This window comes from Agromyces sp. NPDC058110 (assembly GCF_042884735.1).
Taxonomy (GTDB): domain Bacteria; phylum Actinomycetota; class Actinomycetes; order Actinomycetales; family Microbacteriaceae; genus Agromyces.
The window spans coordinates 339,405-357,397 of the sequence record NZ_JBHVTI010000006.1 but is presented as its reverse complement, the minus strand read 5'-3'; the positions used below and the strand labels follow the sequence as shown (position 1 = coordinate 357,397).

Here is a 17,993-nt window from a genome sequence, read left to right as displayed (position 1 = left end):
CCGAACCGTGACCATCTTCACTTACTTACTAGTCAGTAAGTGTGTCACGATGTCCAACGTCACTCAACGACGAGCATGGATGGAGTTCAGGCGTGACCGCTACGACGACCGCACCCGGTGCACTCGACCCGAAGGGGGCGACCTCGGCCGCCACCGCCGGTGCACCGGCGATCGACCCGGCGCAGCTCGCCGCATCCCTGCCGCTCGACGAGAAGGTGGCGCTGCTCACCGGCGCCGCCACGTGGACCCTCCGCTCGATCCCCGAGATCGGCATGCGCACCATGACCGTCTCCGACGGCCCCATCGGCGTGCGCGGCACCGGCGAAGACGGCCTCCCGTCGGCCCAGCTGCCCGCCCCCTCGGCCACGGCCGCCACGTGGGACGTCGACCTGCAGGCGCGTCTCGGCGCGCTGATGGCGGCGGAGGCCCGCCGCAAGGGCGTCGACGTGATCCTCGCCCCGGTCGTGAACCTCCAGCGCAGCCCGGTCGGCGGCCGCCACTTCGAATGCCTCTCCGAGGACCCGCTGCTCACCGCGCGCCTCGCCGTCTCGTTCATCGACGCGATCCAGGCCGGCGGCATCGCCGCCTGCGTCAAGCACTTCATCGGCAACGAGACCGAGACCGACCGCACCTCCTACCTGTCGCGCATCGACGAGCGCACCCTCCGCGAGGTCTACCTCGCCCCCTTCGAGGCGGTCGTCGACGCCGGCGTCTGGACCATCATGGCCGCCTACAACGGCCTGACGCGCGACGGCGTCGACGCGACCTCCACCGCCCACGAGCCCCTGCTCACCGGCATCCTGAAGGGCGAATGGCAGTTCGACGGCGTCGTCATCAGCGACTGGCTCGCGACGAAGACCGCCGTCGAGCCCGCGATCGCCGGCCTCGACCTCGTGATGCCGGGCCCCGGCGGTCCCTGGGCCGACGGCCTGCTCGCGGCGGTCGAGGCGGGGCTCGTTCCCGAGTCCGCGATCGACGACAAGGTCGCCCGCATCATCCGACTCGCCGACCGCGTCGGCGCGCTGAGCGGCATCGCCGGCGAGACCCTGCCCTTCGACGGCACCGGCGCCACGGTCGACCCCGCGGGTGCCGACGTCGTCGCCCTCCTGACCGATGCGGCCGCGCGCTCGACCGTGGTGCTCCGCAACCACGGCGGCCTCCTCCCCGTCGACCCCGCGCTGCGCGGCCGCATCGCCCTCATCGGCCACAACGCCGTGCAGCCCTTCACCCAGGGCGGCGGCAGCGCGTTCGTGACCCCGCCGCACGTGAGCATGCCGCTCGACGCGCTCCGCTCGGCGTTCCCCGACGCCGCCGTCGACATGCTGCGCGGCGGCGCCACTACCCTGCGCGCGCCCCTCGCCCCGGCCGAGCTGCTCACCACGCCCACGGGCGAACCCGGCGTGCTCGTCGAACTCCTCGACGAGCACGGCGAGGCCATCGGGTCGCAGCTGCTCCCCGACGCGGAGGCCCTCTGGTTCCCGATCGACGACGACGACGTGGCATCCGTGCGCATCACGACCGACCTGCGCCTCGCCCGCACCGGACGCCACCTCATCGACCTCGGCCCGGTCGGCGCGCACCGCGTGGTCGTCGACGGCGTCGAGCGCAGCGCGTCGCAGCACGTCGTCGGCGCCGAGGTGATCCTCGACTCCAGCTACGCCAACCCCGAGCACGTCGAGACGGCGATCGACGCCGACGAGGCGCGCGACGTGCGCATCGAGGTCGACGCCCAGGTCATCGACGGCGAGTCGTACGGCCGCTTCGTGCGACTGCACTTCCGTCACCTCGAGCCCAGCCCGAGCGTCGAGGAGGAGATCGAGCAGGCGGTCGCGGCCGCCGCGAACGCCGACCTCGCGGTCGTCGTCGTCGGCACCAACTCGGAGACCGAGTCCGAGGGCTGGGACCGCCCGGACCTGCAGCTGCCCGGGCGCCAGAACGAGCTCGTGCGCCGCGTGGCCGCCGCGAACCCGGCGACCGTCGTCGTCGTGAACGCCGGCGCCCCCGTGCTGCTGCCTTGGCTCGACGAGGTCGCGGCCGTGCTCTGGTGGTGGCTGCCCGGGCAGGAGGCCGGCAACTCGCTCGCCGCCGTGCTCACCGGCGCGATCGAGCCGAGCGGGCGCCTGCCGTGGACTCTCCCGGCGACCGAGGCCGACGTGCCGGTTCCCCACGGCCTCCCGGTCGACGGCGTCATCGACTACACCGAGCGCCTCGACGTCGGCCACCGCGGATGGGACCGCCTCGACCGCACCCCCGCCCGCGAGTTCGGCTTCGGACTCGGGTACGCCGAATGGGCCTACCGAGGGCTCGACCTCGTCGACGCGGCATCCGGAACCGCCGACGCAGCCGATGCGTTCGTCACCGCTCGCGTGACGATCGAGAACACCAGCCCCCGAGACGGGCGCGAGGTCGTGCAGGTCTACCTGTCGGCCCCCGCCGACCCCTCGGGCACCGGCCCGACCGACGACGCCCGCCCCCTGCGCTGGCTCGCCGGCTTCGCGGTCGTCGACGTCGCCGCAGGCGGCACCGCAAGCGTCGACATCCCCATCGCACGCCGGTCGTTCGAGACCTGGGCGACGGATGCCGAAGGCTGGACCCTCCCCGAAGGCACGTACGGTGTGCTGACCGGGCGGTCCTCACGAGATCTCCGCCTCGAGGCCGCGCACGTCGTGCGCACGGTCTCAGGCTGAGCAGCACCACAACGCACCAACCCACACACAATGCAAGGAGGCATGGAAATGCGAAAGAGCATCCTCGCCGCTGGCGCCGTCCTGGTCGCCGCAGGCTTGGCTTTCACAGGGTGCAGCGCTGACACGGGCGGCGGAGGCGGTGGCACGAGCGCGAAGGTGCTCACCGTCGGCATGCCGAACGGGCCGCAGCAGCCGAACCAGAACCCGCTCGCGACCGGATCGGCGTCGCTGTCGCTCGGCTACGCGTTCGCGGTCTACGAGTCGCTGATGCAGGTCAACGAGATCGACCCGACCGCGGCACCGACGCCGTGGCTGGCCGACTCGGTCGAGTGGAACGCCGACTCGACGCAGGCGATCATCACCGCCCGCGACGGCGTCAAGTGGTCCGACGGCGAGGACTTCACCGCCGACGACATCGCCTTCTCGATCCAGCTCCGCAAGGACAACCCCGAGCTGAACATCGACTTCCCCGACCAGTACGGCGACATCACGGTCGACGGCAACAAGGTCACCGTGAACTTCACGACCGGCCAGTACGTCAACCAGGTCAAGCTGTACAAGCTCCTCATCGTGCCCGAGCACATCTGGGAGGGCGAGGACGCCGTCACCTTCAGCGACGACGACATGATCGGCACCGGTCCGTTCACGCTCAAGTCGTTCAGCCCCCAGGCCGTCACCCTCACCCCCAACGAGTCGTACTGGGGCGGCAAGTCGAAGGTCGGCGAGCTCCGCTACGACGCCTACAACGACAACGCCGGCCTGACGACGGCCCTCACCACCGGTGAGGCGCAGTGGGGCTGGACCTTCATCCCCGACTACGAGTCGACCTACATCGCCAAGGACCCCGACCACTTCAACCAGGTCGCCGGCGGCGGCTTCGGCGTCGACGTGCTCTACCTGAACAACGAGACGAAGCCCTTCAACAACGTCGCGTTCCGCAAGGCGCTCAACATGGTCGTCGACCACGCCGACATCACGAAGACCGCCGGCTACGGCGTGTGGCCCGAGATCACGAGCGTCACCGGCCTGCCCCAGCCCTCGGGCGACGCCTTCATCTCGGAGGCGTACCAGGGCGAGGAGCTCACCGTCGACGTCGACGGCGCCAAGAAGGTGCTGACCGACGCCGGGTACACCTACGACGGCGACAAGCTGATCGACCCCGACGGCGAGGCCGTCTCGTTCAAGCTGACCAACCCCAGCGGCTGGACCGACTACCTCGACGCGCTCGGCATCATCGCCGAGGGTGCCAAGTCGCTCGGCGCCGAGGCCACGGTCGACGCGATCGTGCAGGACACCTGGTTCAACGACACCATCCCGTTCGGCAACTTCCAGGCGTCGCTGCACTGGACCGACGGCGGCTCGACGCCGTGGAACATGTACTCGAACATCATGGACGGCGCCTCGTACGTTCCGCTCGGCGACACCGCCAACTGGAACTTCGGCCGCTACAAGAACGACGACGTCACCGCCGCGCTCGCGACCTACAAGGCCGCGACGAGCGACGACGAGCGTCAGGCCGCACTCGACGTCGTGCAGCAGCACTACGTGGAGGACGTGCCCGGCATCGTGATCTGGTCGCGCCCCGCGGTCGCGCAGTACTCGACGCAGAACTACACCGGGTTCCCCACGGCCGACGACCCGTACGCGAACCCGCAGCCGACCGGCCCGCAGGCGGCGCTCATCCTGTCCAAGCTCACCCCGAGCGAGTGACCCCGACCGGGCGCAGGCCCGGAACAACCGGCACATCGGGAACCTCCCGCAACATGTGACGATGAGGTGCGGCGGATGCCTCGTGCATCCGCCGCACCACCCACTCAACGTTGAGCTCCGACCCCGAGGTGACCCCGAATGTCCTCCTCCTCCCCCTCCGCGGAACCCGCGGACGGCGATATCGTCCTCCAGGCCGTCGACCTGCAGAAGCACTTCAAGCTCCGCGGCCTCAACTCCCGCGACGTGGTGCACGCCGTCGACGGCGTGAACTTCGAACTCCGACGCGGTCGGGTGCTCGCCCTGGTCGGCGAGTCCGGCTCCGGCAAGTCCACGATCGCCCGGCTGCTCGCCCAGCTCATGCCCACGACGGGCGGCCGCATCCTGCTGCACGGCACGGATGCCACGGCCAAGGGCCGGCGCGCGTTCCGCCGCTACGTCGGCCGCGTGCAGATGATCTTCCAGGACCCGTTCGGGTCGCTGAACCCGGTGCACACCGTTCGGTACGTGCTCACCCGCAGCCTCCGCATCCATCGCGGGCGCCTGCGCGGCACCGACCTCGAGCAGGCCCTGATCGAGCTGCTCGAACGCGTGCAGCTGAAGCCCGCCGAGCGCTACATCGACAAGTTCCCGCACGAGCTCTCGGGCGGCCAGCGCCAGCGCGTCGCCATCGCACGCGCCCTCGCCGCCGACCCCGAGGTGCTGCTGGCCGACGAGCCGATCTCGATGCTCGACGTGTCGATCCGCCTCGGCATCCTGAACCTGCTGCAGGACCTGCGCGACCGCCCGCACATCGCGATCCTCTACATCACGCACGACATCGCCTCGGCGCGGTACTTCGCCGACCGCACGATGGTCATGTACGCCGGCCGCATCGTCGAATCGGGCGACTCCGAGTCGGTCACGCAGGACCCGAAGCACCCCTACACCCAGCTGCTCGTTCGCTCGGCGCCCGACCCCGACGACCTCGAGGCGCGCGCCCACGGCGCCCGCGGCGAGGCTCCCAGCCTCGTGAAGCCCCCGAGCGGATGCCGCTTCAACCCGCGCTGCCCGTTCGCGACCGAGCTGTGCCGCACGGAGGCCCCGCCCCTTCTGCCGGTGGGCACCGGGCCGACGGGCGAGGCCCGCGAGGCCGCCTGCTGGGGCTACTCCGACCGACCCGACCGACCCACGCTCAGCGACATCACGGAGGCGCTCGCATGAGGTTCTTCCTGCGCCGACTCGGCTTCTACCTGATCACCTTCTGGGCCGCGGTCACGATCAACTTCTTCATCCCGCGCATCATGCCCGGCGACCCGGTGCGCGCGCTCATCGCGAAGAACCAGGGCCGTATCTCGACCGACGCAGAGGCCGCCCTCCGCGTGCTGTTCGGCCTCGACAAGGACACCTCGCTCTGGCAGCAGTACCTCGACTACTGGGGCCTGATCCTCCGCGGCGACCTGGGCGTCTCGTTCACCTACTTCCCGACGCCCGTCGCCGACGTGATCGCGCAGGCGATCCCGTGGACCATCGGCCTCGTGGGCATCGCGACCATAATCAGCTTCACCGTGGGCACGCTGATCGGCTCCGGCATCGGCTGGAGGCGCGGCACCTGGGCCGACTCGCTGCTGCCGATCTCGACCTTCTTCTCGGCCGTGCCGTACTTCTGGCTCGCGCTCATCGCGATCTCGATCTTCTCGGTCACCCTCGGCTGGTTCCCGGCGAGCGGCAGCTACGACCGCTCGCTCGTGCCGACGTTCTCGTGGGAGTTCATCTCCTCGGTCATCTACTACGGCACCCTGCCGGCCCTCACGATCGTGGTCTCGTCGATCTCCGGCTGGATCCTCGGCATGCGCAACATGATGGTCACCGTCTCGTCGGAGGACTACGTGACCGTCGCCCAGGCGAAGGGGGTCTCGGAGCGCACGGCGCTGTTCGGCTACTCGGCGCGCAACGCGATCCTGCCGCAGGTGTCGAGCTTCGCGCTGTCGCTCGGCTTCATCGTCGGCGGCACGCTCATCATGGAGATCGTCTTCTCCTACCAGGGCATCGGCTACTACCTGTTCACGGCCGTCGCCGCCAAGGACTACCCGCTCATGCAGGGCATCTTCCTCGTGATCACGGTCGCGGTGCTGTTCGCCAACATCGTGGCCGACTTCATCTACGGGGTGCTCGACCCGCGCACCCGACAGGAGGGTTGAGATGACGATCGACACCAGCATCGTCGAAGAGGGCCAGGAGCTCGCGAAGCCGTCGCAGGCGCCCATGACCGGGGCCGTCGCCGCTTCGCGCGGTCCGGGGCGCAAGCGCGGCAAGCCGCGCAAGTTCCTCTTCCTCCGCAACTCGAAGGCGATCGCCGGCATGGTGATCCTCGCGTTCTTCTTCCTCATCGCGATCATCGGCCCGTGGATCGCGCCGTACGACCCGAGCGCGCGCAGCGACGACATCCTGCAGCCGCCGTCGTGGGAGCACTGGTTCGGCACGACCCACCTCGGGCAGGACGTCTTCTCGCAGATCGTCGTCGGCACGCGCGGCGTGATCGTGGTCGGCTTCGTCGCCGGCATCCTCGCGACCGCGATCGGCGTCATCATCGGCGTGACGGCCGGCTACGTCGGCGGCCTCGGCGACGAGAGCCTCTCGGTGCTCGCGAACGTGTTCCTCGTGATCCCGCAGCTGCCCCTCATCATCATCATCGCCGGCCAGCTGCCCTCGGTCGGCGGCGTCACCGTGGCGGTCGTGATCGCGATCACCGGCTGGGCATGGGGGGCGCGCGTCCTGCGCGCGCAGACCCTGTCGCTCCGCAAGCGCGACTTCGTCGAGGCGGCCAGGGCCAACGGCGAGCGCACGTGGCGCATCATCACGGCCGAGATCCTGCCGAACCTCACGGCCATCATCGCGTCGGGCTTCGTCGGCACGGTCGCGTTCGCCGTGCTCTCGCTCATCACCCTGTCGTTCATCGGCATCGGCAACACGGGCGAGTGGAACTGGGGCACCGTGCTCTACCAGGCGCAGTCGCAGCTCGCGCTGCAGCGCGGCGCGTGGTGGTGGTTCGTGCCGGCCGGTCTCTGCATCGCCCTCCTGGGCATGTCGCTGACCCTCATCAACTTCGGCATCGACGAGTTCGTCAACCCGCGCCTGCGCTCGACGGGCCTGAATGCCAAGTCGTTGCGCAAGCGCGGCATCCGCCCCCGTATCGGATTCACCCCAGTGGTGCGCGAGGCCGAGGAGAACCGAGCATGACCATCGCCAGCCCCATCGGACACCCGCAGCGACTCGCCCCGGCGAGCGACCCGGTGCTCGAGATCAAGAACCTCTCGGTCGACTACGGCTACGACGACGACCCCGTGCACGTGCTGCGGCAGGTGTCGCTCACGCTCGGCCGCGGCGAGGTGCTCGGCCTCGCGGGCGAGTCGGGCTGCGGCAAGTCGACGCTCGCGTACGCCGCGACCCGGCTGCTGCCCCCTCCCGGACTCATCACCGGAGGCGAGGTGCTCTTCACCGACCGCTCTGGCGTGAAGACCGACCTGCTGCGCCTGAACGACACCCAGCTGCGGGCGTCGCGCTGGCAGGACCTCGCGATCGTGTTCCAGGGCGCGATGAACTCGCTGAACCCGGTGTACCGCATCGGCCGGCAGATCGCCGACGCGATCCGCGCGCACGAGCCGAAGACGACGCAGAAGGAGGCGCTCGAACGCGCGGCCGAACTGCTCGAGCTCGTCGGCATCTCGCCCGATCGCCTGCGCTCGTACCCGCACCAGCTCTCAGGCGGCATGCGCCAACGCGTCATGATCGCCATGGCGCTCGCGCTCGACCCGCAGGTGCTCATCATGGACGAGCCGACCACCGCGCTCGACGTGGTCATGCAGCGCCAGATCGTCGAGCAGATCGCGGAGCTGCGCGACCGACTCGGCTTCTCGGTCATCTTCATCACGCACGACGTGTCGCTGCTCATCGAGATCGCCGACCGCATCGCGATCATGTACGCGGGCGAGATCGTCGAGGACGCCCCCGCCCTCGACGTCTACCACCGCCCACGGCACCCGTACTCGTCGGCGCTGCTGCACTCGTTCCCGCCCCTGCGCGGGCCGCGACGCGAGCTCATCGGCATCCCGGGCTCCCCGCCCGACCTCGCACGCCTCGGCGGCGGCTGCCCGTTCGCCGACCGCTGCGCGTTCGCCTTCGACGCGTGCACGAAGGTCAACCCCGAGCTCGTGTTCCCGAACGTCGAGGGCGACGACCCGCGCCGCTCGGTAGCCTGCCTGCGCCACGACCCCGCGGCCGTGCGCGCCGTGGGCGAGGAGCCGCTGCCGGTGCCCGCGGAGCTGTCGCTGACCTGACGAAGTCCGGGCGGCCGACGGATCTGCGAGCATTGGCGCATGCCTGAACGATCGCCCGCCCTCGTCGCCATCTCGCACGGAACGAGCTCCCCCGAGGGGCAGACCGCCGTCCGGGGTCTCCGCGACGCGGTCGGCGCAGCCCTCGCGGCACGTGCGACGGCGAACGGTGCGGATGCCTCGGGCGTGCCGTCGCTGCGCCTCGGACACGTCGACGTCGAGCAGCCCGACGTGCCCGCGACGCTCGCCTCGCTCGACGAGGGCGAGCCCGCGGTCGTCGTGCCGCTGCTGCTCTCCGCCGGGTACCACGTGCACGTCGACCTCACCGAGGCCGTCGAGGCCGAGACGTCCCGCCCGGTCGTGCTCGCCGGGGCGCTCGGTCCCGACGATCGACTCGTGACCGTGCTGATCCGACGCCTCGCCGAGGCGGGCGTGCGCGACGACGACGCCGTCGTGCTCGCCGTGGCCGGTTCGAGCGACCGTCGCGCCGTCGACGACTGCCACGACATGACCGCGCGCCTGGCCGCGGCATCCGGGCTGGCAGTCTCGGTCGGGTTCCTCTCGGCCGCCGAGCCGTCGCTGCCCGACGCGGTGGCCGCGGCCAGGGCCGACGCCGAGGTCGCGCGCGCACTCGACGCACCGGGCGCGCCCGGCGCCCTGCTCGGCATCCCCGGAGTCGCCGACATCCCGGGCCTGCCGGGCGTGCGCCGCACGAACCGGGCGACGGATGCCTCCGCGCCGCGCGTCGTCGTCGCGAACTACCTGCTCGCTCCCGGCTACTTCGACGACCTCGCACGCGACGCCGGCGCCGACGTGGTCGCGCAGCCGCTGCTGCTGCCCGATGCCCCGGCCCCCGCCGAGCTCGTCGACATCGTGCTCGAGCGCTACGACGAGGCATCCGCCCGCTGAGCGTTCGGACTCAGGCCACGCCCAGCAGGCCGATGCACGGGCCGAGGAAGACGATCCACACGGCCGCGGCGACGATGAGCACGCCGATCGCGATGCCGCGCGTCTTCTTGAAGAAGAGCATCACGATCGCCGCGAGCGCCACCAGGATGAACGGCCATGTCAGGCCGAGGAACGTCGCTCCCCAGCCGGCGAAGCCCGTGGCGACCATGAGGATGAGCGCGACCACGTGCGCGCCGCACCCGATGCCAGCGCCGATGCCGATGCCGGCGCCCGTGCTGAGCCCCGGCTTCGCCGCGGCGGCTGCCGCAGCCGCTGCTTCGGGCGAGCCGTAGGGCGGCAGGGGCTCGGCGACCGGCGGCTCGGCAGCCGGCGGCTCGGCAGCCGGCGGCTCGGCAGCCGGCGGCTGTCCGAGGAGTTCGGCGACGGGGTCGGGCTCGACCGGCGCGTTCGCCTCCGGCGTCGGCTCCTCAGGGGTCGGCTCGTCGGGTTCGGGTTGGTCAGCTTCGGGCGCCATCGGGCATCCTCTCGGGGTCGGCGGTGCGTTCGGTGAGGCCGCCGCGGGTCGCCTTCCAGGTGAGACGGCCGAGCAGCAGCGGGATCGTGACGAGCAGGAACAACTGGGGGCGGGTGAGGCCCATCCACGCGACCTCGTTGCCGCGCACGAACTCGACGAAGAACCGGAAGATCGCGTACGCGGCGATGTAGAGCGTGAGCGTCTCGCCCGAGGCGATCGGGCGGTGCCGCAGCCAGAACCAGAGCGCGACGAAGCACGCGGCCTGGAACACGATCTCGTAGACGAAGCTCGGGTGCAGCGGCACCCCGGCCGGACCGCCCACGCGTGCGGCGGCGGCCTCGTCGAGCACGATGCCCCAGTCGGCGCCGGTGGGTGTTCCGGGCAGTTCGGTGAAGAGGCATCCGAACCGGCCGATCGCCATGCCCAGGGCGACCGCGGGCGCGAAGAGGTCCCCCGTGCGCAACGGGTACCGCACGAGGCGCTTGGCGACGTGCACGCCGAGCCAGGCGCCGACGAGCGCGCTCAGCACCGAGGCGTTGCCCTGCGTGAGCTGCGTGACCAGGTCGAGGTTCTGCGACGGGTCGAGATGCTGCGCCCACGTGCCGAGCCGCGAGAGGATCGCGGCTCCGGCGAGCGCGCCGAGCACGAGTGCCCAGATGCGCTGGTCGCCCGTTCGTCCCCGGCGTCTGGACTCGACGACGAAGATCGTGCCGGCCGCGAGCATCGCGAGCGCCACGAACGCCGCGTGGGTGTCGATCGGCGGGCCCCAGCCCAGCAGGTCGTGCAGCGTCGGGAACATCGGCTCACCCCACCACGTCGACCCAGAACGAGACGACGAACGCGATCCAGAACGGCACCGCGGCGAGCGCGAGCACCTCGAGCACCACGAGGTAGGCGAGCACGTTGCGGGTGTCGCCGAGCTTGCACTTCGAGCGCAGCAGACCGGCCCGCCTGGCGCGCGAGTAGCCCGCGATCGCGATGCCGGCGAACACCGCGAGCGCGATCGGGCCGAGCAGGCACGTGATGAGCGCCACGGTCGTGAACACGCAGAGGCGCAGCGGGTCGAAGGGCACCGGAGCCGGCGGGGCGCCGACGGTCTCGTCGTAGCGGTTCAGCCCCGAGGCGTCCCACGTGCCGAAGTCGTCGCCGGTCGCGCTCATGAGATCACCCCACCGTCACCGGCAACTGGCGTCGTCCGCCGATCTCGGCGCCGCCCGTCGCCGTCGAGATGCGCGTGCGTCCGAGCGGAGCCCACGCCTGCACGGCGCAGAACGGCGCGCACTGGTGCGCGGAGGTCTCGGAGTTGACGGTCGCGACGTGCACGCAGCACTGCGTGAGGCGCTCCTCGATCATGGTGTTGATGTCCATGAAGGGCTTCACGGTGATGCGCTTCACGCGTTCCCCGAGGAACCGGCGGAGTCGCTTGTGCTGGCCCGGCAGCCCCGCGGTCGCGAGCTGCGTGAGCGTGCCGATGCCGAGGTCGCAGCCCGTGCAGATGTCCTTCCAGAGCGACCCGATCGACGGGTGCGAGAGCGAGGACTGCTCGCTCAGCAGGTCGAGGAGCGACTGCTTCACGCTCTCCTTCAGCGCCTGGTTGATGTTGCTGTCGGCGATGCGGTTCGCGATCAGGTCGGGGTTCAGGTCGAGGAACATCTTCAGCTGGTCGTGCCCGACGAGCTTGGTGAGCGAGTTCCACGTGCCCGAGTCGTCTTGAAGCAGGTAGCCGACCGAGCAGCAGTGCGGGTGGCTGCACGGCAGCGCGGTGAGGTCCTGCCAGGTGACCTCGCCGTCGGTCTGGGCCTCGAGGCGGGCGAGCACGCCCGTGTGGGTGAGCCGGTCGTTCGGGTCGATGCCCGCCGACCGACCCGAACCGAACACGGGCTGGATCGTCACGCCGCCGACGTACGGCGTGCGCATGGCGCGACGGATCACCGCGCCGATCTCGCCGTCGTTGACGCCGAGCGCCGCGGTCATCGTGAGGGTCGTGAAGACTCCGGCCTCCGACAGGCGCTCCAGCGCGCGGTCCTTGAACCGGCGGATGTCGGCACCACGGTGGAACGCGGATGCCTCGGCGGACTCGCCGTCGAACTGGAGGTACACCTCGACGCGCTCGCGGTGCTTCTTCAACGTCTCGACGAGCGCGTCGTCCTGCGCGATGCGAAGGCCGTTGGAGTTCAGGAGGATGCGCACGATGGGCCGCGCCACGAGGTGGTCGAGCAGCTGCTCGAGCCAGGGGTAGAGCGTCGGCTCACCGCCCGAGAGCATGAGCACGTCGATGCGGTCGTTCTCGCGCGCGAGCTTCGCATCGACCGACGCGAGCACCTCCGCGAGCGGGGCGACCGCGGTCGCGGCGGGACCGGACTCGGCGAAGCAGGTGGGGCACCGCAGGTTGCAGTGGTCGGTGAGGTCCTCGAGCAGGATGCACGTGTGCTGGGTCTGCATGACGGGCAGGCCGTCCTCGTAGGCCGAGGGCACGGGCTTGAAGTTGCCGGCGAGGTCGGGCGTGTGCACCTTCGTCGGCGCGGTCCACTGCTCGAGGTAGGTGAGGATCTCGGGCGACTCGTCGTACAGGGTGCTGACGAGGCCGTGAGTCGGGCAGCCGCGCTCGAGCCACACACGATCGTCGCGGATCGCCAGCCACCCCGACAGGCGCGCGACGTCGGCGAGCGGCCGCTCGGGATCCTCCTCGTGGCAGCGCGGGCAGAACGCGTTCACGTAGCGGTGGATGCGGTAGTCCCGCAGGGGCATTCCGGTACCGGCGGCAGGCATGGGCTCACGATAGCGAGCGACCTGCGGCGGCGACAGTGGCGCGCCGGGGCGACGCGCCACGGGGCACCCGAGCCGGGACGCGGCATCCGCATGTCAAGCACATGACGCAATGCGGCGTCGTGCGACCGAGCATGACGCATCGTGACGGGCTCCGATGTCACGAACGTGCCGCCCGCGAACCCCTCGCCTAGCGTCGGCACATCGGCGGAGACGTCCGCCCTCGAACTCGACCCCAGGAGGCCCTCGTGACGCTGAGCGAGACCACGCGTCCGGCCCGCCCCGAACGACCGGCGCGGCCCGAGCGCGCGGAAGGCGAGCGCCCCACGCGCCCCGCGGGCGACCGCCCCGCGCGCCCCGGCGCGAACCGCCCGAACGGGCAGTGGAAGATCGACGGCACCGCCCCGCTCAACGGCAACGAGGAGTGGAAGCAGGTCGACGACGGCCTCGCGGTGCGCGAGCGCATCGAGAACATCTACTCCAAGGGCGGCTTCGCCTCGATCGACCCGACCGACCTGCACGGCCGCTTCCGCGTCTGGGGCCTCTACACGCAGCGCAAGCCCGGCATCGACGGCGGGCGCACCGCGACCCTCGAACCGCACGAGCTCGAAGACGAGTACTTCATGCTGCGGGTGCGCATCGACGGCGGGCAGCTGACCACCGAGCAGCTGCGCGTCATCGCGAACCTCTCGATCGACTTCGGCCGCGACACGGCAGACCTCACCGACCGCCAGAACGTGCAGCTGCACTGGGTACGCGTCGAGGACATGCCCGAGATCTGGCGCCGGCTCGAGTCGGTCGGGCTCGGCACGACCGAGGCGTGCGGCGACGTGCCGCGCGTCGTGCTCGGGTCGCCCGTCGCGGGCATCTCGGTCGAGGAGCTCATCGACCCGACCCCGCAGATCGACGAGATCACGTCGCGCTTCATCGGCGACCCGACGCTGTCGAACCTGCCCCGCAAGTTCAAGTCGGCGATCACCGGACACCCCAGCCAAGACGTCGTGCACGAGATCAACGACGTCGCGTTCGTCGCCGTCGAGCACCCCGAGCTCGGCGTCGGCTACGACCTCTGGGTCGGCGGCGGACTGTCGACCACGCCGCGACTCGGCGAGCGCCTCGGCGTGTTCGTCGCACCCGAGCAGGTCGCCGAGGTCTGGCACGGGGTGGCGCAGATCTTCCGCGACTACGGCTACCGGCGCCTGCGCAACAAGGCCCGCCTCAAGTTCCTGCTCGCGGAGTGGGGCACCGAGAAGTTCCGCCAGGTGCTGCAGGACGAGTACCTCGGCGGCGCGCTGCCCGACGGCCTCGCGGCCCCGAAGCCGCCGACGCCGGGCGACCACGTCGGCGTGCACCGCCAGAAGGACGGCCGCTTCTACATCGGCGTGACGCCCATCGTCGGTCGCGTGTCGGGCCCGACGCTCGCGAAGCTCGCCGACCTGCTCGAGGCGCACGGCTCGACCCGCCTGCGCACGACGCCGCACCAGAAGCTCGTCATCCTCGACGTCGAGGGGCAGCACGTCGAGCCCCTCATCGCCGAGCTGAACGAGCTGGGCCTCGAGGCCCGGCCGAGCCTCATCCGCCGCGGCACCATCGCGTGCACGGGCATCGAGTTCTGCAAGCTCGCGATCGTCGAGACCAAGGTCAATGCGACGAAGGCCGTGAAAGACCTCGAAGACCGCCTCCGCGGGTTCGACCTGCCGCACCCGATCAGCCTGCACGTGAACGGCTGCCCCAACTCCTGCGCCCGCATCCAGACGGCCGACATCGGCCTCAAGGGCCAGCTCGTCACGATCGACGGCGAGCAGGTGCCCGGCTACCAGGTGCACCTCGGCGGCGGCCTCGCCTCGAAGGACCGCGACGAGGCCGGCCTCGGCCGCACCGTGCGCGGCCTGAAGGTCGCGGCCGACGGCATCGCCGACTACACCGAGCGAGTCGTGAAGCGGTTCCTCGAGGAGCGCGACGCGGCCACCGACGAGACGTTCGCCCGCTGGGCGCACCGCGCCGACGAGGAGGCCCTCCAGTGAGCGTCTCCCTCGCCCCGCGCGCCGCGACCCGCCGCAGCGCCGACGAACTGCGCGCCCTCGCCGAGCAGGGCGAACGCGAGCTCCGCAGCCTCGGCGACGACGAGGCATCCGCCTACGAGGTCGTCGCCTGGGTCGCACGCAACTTCGGCACGGATGCCGCGGCGGTCGCCTGCTCGATGGCCGACGCCGTGCTGCCGCACGTGGTCGCGCAGTCGCTGCCGGGCGTCGACGTGCTGTTCCTCGACACGGGCTACCACTTCGCGAAGACCTACGAGACGCGCGACCGGGTCGCCGAGGCGCTCGACGTGCGCATCGTCGACGTGCTGCCCGAGCTCACCGTCGCCGAGCAGAACGCGAGGTACGGCGCCGAGCTGTTCGCGCGCGACGCCGCCGAGTGCTGCGCGATGCGCAAGGTCGCCCCGCTGCACGAGGCGCTCGGGGGCTACGAGCTCTGGTTCACCGGCGTACGCCGCGACGAGGCACCCACGCGCACGAACACGCCGCTCGTGACGTTCGACGAGCGCAACGGACTGGTCAAGGTCAACCCGCTCGCGGCGTGGAGCTTCGACGACCTCATCGACTACTCGAGCGCCTTCGCCGTTCCGGTGAACGACCTGCTCACGCAGGGCTACCCCTCGATCGGCTGCGAACCGTGCACGAAGCGGGTCGCGCCGGGTGAAGACCCGAGGTCCGGCCGCTGGGCCGGCCTCGACAAGACGGAATGCGGGCTGCACGTATGAGCGAGACGCCAGTGATCGTCCACGACGACGCCCAGGACGCCGAGGCGGCCGCCGCCGAGGTCGTCGCCGCCGGCATCGACACGCTCGACGCCCTCGAGGCCGAGGCGATCCACATCATCCGCGAGGTCGTCGCCGAGTTCGAGCGGCCCGTGCTGCTGTTTTCGGGCGGCAAGGACTCCGTGCTCGTGCTGCACCTCGCGGCGAAGGCGTTCTGGCCGGCCAAGGTGCCGTTCCCGGTGCTGCACGTCGACACGGGGCACAACTTCCCCGAGGTCATCGAGTTCCGCGACCGCACGGTCGAGCGGCTCGGGCTGCGGCTCGAGGTCGCCGCCGTGCAGGACTACCTCGACGACGGCCGCCTCCAGGAGCGCGCCGACGGCACCCGCAACCCGTTGCAGACGCAGCCGCTGCTCGACGGCATCGCCGCGGGCCGGCACGACGCGGTCTTCGGCGGCGCACGTCGCGATGAGGACAAGGCCCGCGCCAAGGAGCGCATCCTGAGCCTGCGCGACGAGTTCGGCCAGTGGGACCCCCGCAACCAGCGGCCCGAGCTCTGGGACCTCTACAACGGCCGCCACACGGTCGGCCAGCACGTGCGCGCGTTCCCGATCTCGAACTGGACCGAGCTCGACGTGTGGCGCTACATCGAGCGCGAGGGCATCGAGCTGCCACCGCTCTACTACGCGCACGAGCGCGAGGTGTACCGCCGCGACGGCATGTGGCGCGCGGTGTCGCCCGTCTCCGAGCCTCGGGCCGACGAGGTCGTCGAGACGCGCACCGTGCGCTACCGCACGGTCGGCGACATGAGCTGCACCGGCGCGGTCGAGTCCGACGCGGCATCCATCGGCGACGTGGTGCGCGAGATCGCGCTCTCGACGCTGACCGAGCGCGGGGCCACGCGAGCCGACGATCGCATCTCGGAGGCGGCGATGGAAGACCGCAAGAAGGACGGGTACTTCTGATGGGCGCACTGTTCCGCTTCGCGACGGCCGGATCGGTCGACGACGGCAAGTCGACCCTCGTCGGCCGCCTGCTGCACGACTCGAAGGCGATCCTCGCCGACCAGCTCGAGTCGGTCGCCCGCACGAGCGCCGAGCGCGGCTTCGGCGGCGAGCCAGGGGCGATCGACTTCGCGCTGCTCACCGACGGACTGCGGGCCGAGCGCGAGCAGGGCATCACGATCGACGTGGCCTACCGCTACTTCTCGACGGGCCGCCGGTCGTTCATCCTCGCCGACTGCCCCGGCCACGTGCAGTACACGCGCAACATGGTCACCGGCGCGACCACGGCCGACGCGGTCGTCGTGCTGGTCGACGCGCGCAACGGCGTGCTCGAGCAGACCCGCCGCCACCTCGCGGTCGTCGCACTGCTGCGCGTGCCGCACGTGATCATCGCCGTGAACAAGATCGACCTGCTGGGCTACTCGCAGGCCGCCTACGACCAGGTGGCGACGGATGTCGCCGCGCTCGCGCGCGAACTCGGCCTGGAAGCCACGCACGTGATCCCCGTGTCGGCGCTCGCCGGCGACAACATCGTCGACCGCTCGGCGAACACGCCGTGGTACGACGGCCCGAGCCTGCTCGAACTGCTCGAGACGCTGCCGTCGCTCGACGAGCTCGAGACCGAGCTCGAGGCCTTCCGCCTGCCCGTGCAGCTCGTGATCCGCCCGCAGGGCGCGCTCGCGCACGACGTCGACGACGCCGAGGCGTTCCGCGACTACCGGGCGTTCGCCGGGCGCATCGCGTCGGGCACCGTGCGCGTCGGAGACCGGGTGCAGGTGTTCCCGGGCGGCGCGACGACGACCGTCACGGGCATCGACGCCGGCCCGTCGACGGTCGACGCGGCATCCGCCCCTCGTTCGGTGTCGTTGCGGCTGGCCGACCAGCTCGACGCCGCCCGCGGCGCCGTGATCGTCGCCGAGGGCGCGCTGCCGACGCCCCGCCGCGAGCTCGACGCCTCGGTGTTCTGGCTCGGGGCCGCCCCGCTGCGCCCTGGCGCCCGCGTGCTCGTCAAGTCGGGCACGAGCACCGTGCAGGCGCTCGTCTCCGACATCGTGGGGCGCCGCGACCTCGACACGCTCGCCCTCGAGCCCGCCGCGGCACTCGAGATCAACGACATCGGGCAGGTGCGCGTGCGCCTCGCCGCCGAGCTGCCCGTCGACGAGTACTCGACGCACCGTCGCGCAGGTGCGTTCCTCGTCATCGACCCGCAGTCGGGCTACACGCTCGCGGCCGGCATCGTGACCGAGGCGCCGGCCCCCACCCCCGAAGCCGTCGCCGAGGCCGAGACGGCCGCCGCCTGGGTGGCGGTATGAGCGGCGCGGCCCGCACCTC

Annotated in this window: 15 protein-coding genes; 11 read left to right on the top strand and 4 right to left on the bottom strand. The window is 71.2% G+C overall.

The window, feature by feature from the left end; all coding sequences use genetic code 11:
* Positions 1–92: 92 nt before the first annotated feature.
* From ACFVS8_RS16710 to ACFVS8_RS16680, 7 genes are all read left to right on the top strand, one after another.
* Positions 93–2,687 carry a beta-glucosidase gene (locus tag ACFVS8_RS16710; protein WP_387064723.1) on the top strand — a complete coding sequence of 865 codons (2,595 nt, stop codon included), beginning with the start codon at positions 93–95 and terminating at the stop codon, positions 2,685–2,687.
* 48 nt (positions 2,688–2,735) lie between these two features.
* Entirely contained in the window at positions 2,736–4,397 is a 1,662-nt protein-coding gene (locus ACFVS8_RS16705) for an ABC transporter substrate-binding protein (protein ID WP_387064720.1), read from the top strand.
* A 138-nt stretch (positions 4,398–4,535) separates the two neighbouring features.
* A complete protein-coding gene (locus ACFVS8_RS16700) occupies positions 4,536–5,597 on the top strand; it encodes an ABC transporter ATP-binding protein (RefSeq protein WP_387064718.1) in 1,062 nt (353 codons plus the stop codon).
* Entirely contained in the window at positions 5,594–6,574 is a 981-nt protein-coding gene (locus tag ACFVS8_RS16695) for an ABC transporter permease (RefSeq protein WP_387064716.1), read from the top strand. Before ACFVS8_RS16700 ends, ACFVS8_RS16695 begins: the two co-directional genes overlap by 4 nt.
* Position 6,575: 1 nt before the next feature.
* Entirely contained in the window at positions 6,576–7,613 is a 1,038-nt protein-coding gene (locus tag ACFVS8_RS16690; protein WP_387064713.1) for an ABC transporter permease, read from the top strand.
* Positions 7,610–8,710 (top strand): ABC transporter ATP-binding protein, encoded by a 1,101-nt coding sequence (locus ACFVS8_RS16685; protein ID WP_387064711.1) that lies wholly within the window; start codon positions 7,610–7,612, stop codon positions 8,708–8,710. Before ACFVS8_RS16690 ends, ACFVS8_RS16685 begins: the two co-directional genes overlap by 4 nt.
* 39 nt (positions 8,711–8,749) lie before the next feature.
* Positions 8,750–9,616 carry a sirohydrochlorin chelatase gene (locus tag ACFVS8_RS16680; protein WP_387064708.1) on the top strand — a complete coding sequence of 289 codons (867 nt, stop codon included), beginning with the start codon at positions 8,750–8,752 and terminating at the stop codon, positions 9,614–9,616.
* A gap of 10 nt (positions 9,617–9,626) precedes the next feature.
* Here the strand turns inward: ACFVS8_RS16680 and ACFVS8_RS16675 are convergent, their stop codons facing one another.
* Genes ACFVS8_RS16675 through ACFVS8_RS16660 form a run of 4 tightly spaced genes read right to left on the bottom strand, consistent with a single transcriptional unit; the run spans position 9,627 to position 12,899 of the window.
* Complete coding sequence (locus tag ACFVS8_RS16675) at positions 9,627–10,130, bottom strand: hypothetical protein (RefSeq protein ID WP_387064706.1); 504 nt, start codon at positions 10,128–10,130, stop codon at positions 9,627–9,629.
* Positions 10,114–10,929, bottom strand: coding sequence for a prolipoprotein diacylglyceryl transferase (locus ACFVS8_RS16670; protein WP_387064703.1), 816 nt, complete (start codon positions 10,927–10,929; stop codon positions 10,114–10,116). The genes ACFVS8_RS16675 and ACFVS8_RS16670 overlap by 17 nt, the downstream gene beginning before the upstream one ends.
* Positions 10,930–10,933: 4 nt before the next feature.
* A complete protein-coding gene (locus tag ACFVS8_RS16665) occupies positions 10,934–11,290 on the bottom strand; it encodes a hypothetical protein (protein ID WP_387064700.1) in 357 nt (118 codons plus the stop codon).
* A gap of 4 nt (positions 11,291–11,294) precedes the next feature.
* Positions 11,295–12,899, bottom strand: a complete 1,605-nt coding sequence (locus ACFVS8_RS16660) for a radical SAM protein (RefSeq protein WP_387064697.1) — start codon at positions 12,897–12,899, stop codon at positions 11,295–11,297.
* Positions 12,900–13,144: 245 nt separating this feature from the next.
* Here ACFVS8_RS16660 and ACFVS8_RS16655 point away from each other — a divergent pair, with 245 nt between their 5' ends.
* From ACFVS8_RS16655 to ACFVS8_RS16640, 4 genes are read left to right on the top strand one after another with little or no spacing between them, the layout of a single operon-like run.
* Positions 13,145–14,920, top strand: coding sequence for a nitrite/sulfite reductase (locus ACFVS8_RS16655; protein WP_387064695.1), 1,776 nt, complete (start codon positions 13,145–13,147; stop codon positions 14,918–14,920).
* Positions 14,917–15,660 (top strand): phosphoadenylyl-sulfate reductase, encoded by a 744-nt coding sequence (locus tag ACFVS8_RS16650; protein WP_387064693.1) that lies wholly within the window; start codon positions 14,917–14,919, stop codon positions 15,658–15,660. Before ACFVS8_RS16655 ends, ACFVS8_RS16650 begins: the two co-directional genes overlap by 4 nt.
* A complete protein-coding gene (gene cysD / locus ACFVS8_RS16645; protein WP_387064690.1) occupies positions 15,657–16,622 on the top strand; it encodes a sulfate adenylyltransferase subunit CysD in 966 nt (321 codons plus the stop codon). Before ACFVS8_RS16650 ends, cysD begins: the two co-directional genes overlap by 4 nt.
* Positions 16,622–17,974 (top strand): sulfate adenylyltransferase subunit 1, encoded by a 1,353-nt coding sequence (locus tag ACFVS8_RS16640; protein ID WP_387064687.1) that lies wholly within the window; start codon positions 16,622–16,624, stop codon positions 17,972–17,974. Before cysD ends, ACFVS8_RS16640 begins: the two co-directional genes overlap by 1 nt.
* Positions 17,975–17,993: the final 19 nt, after the last annotated feature.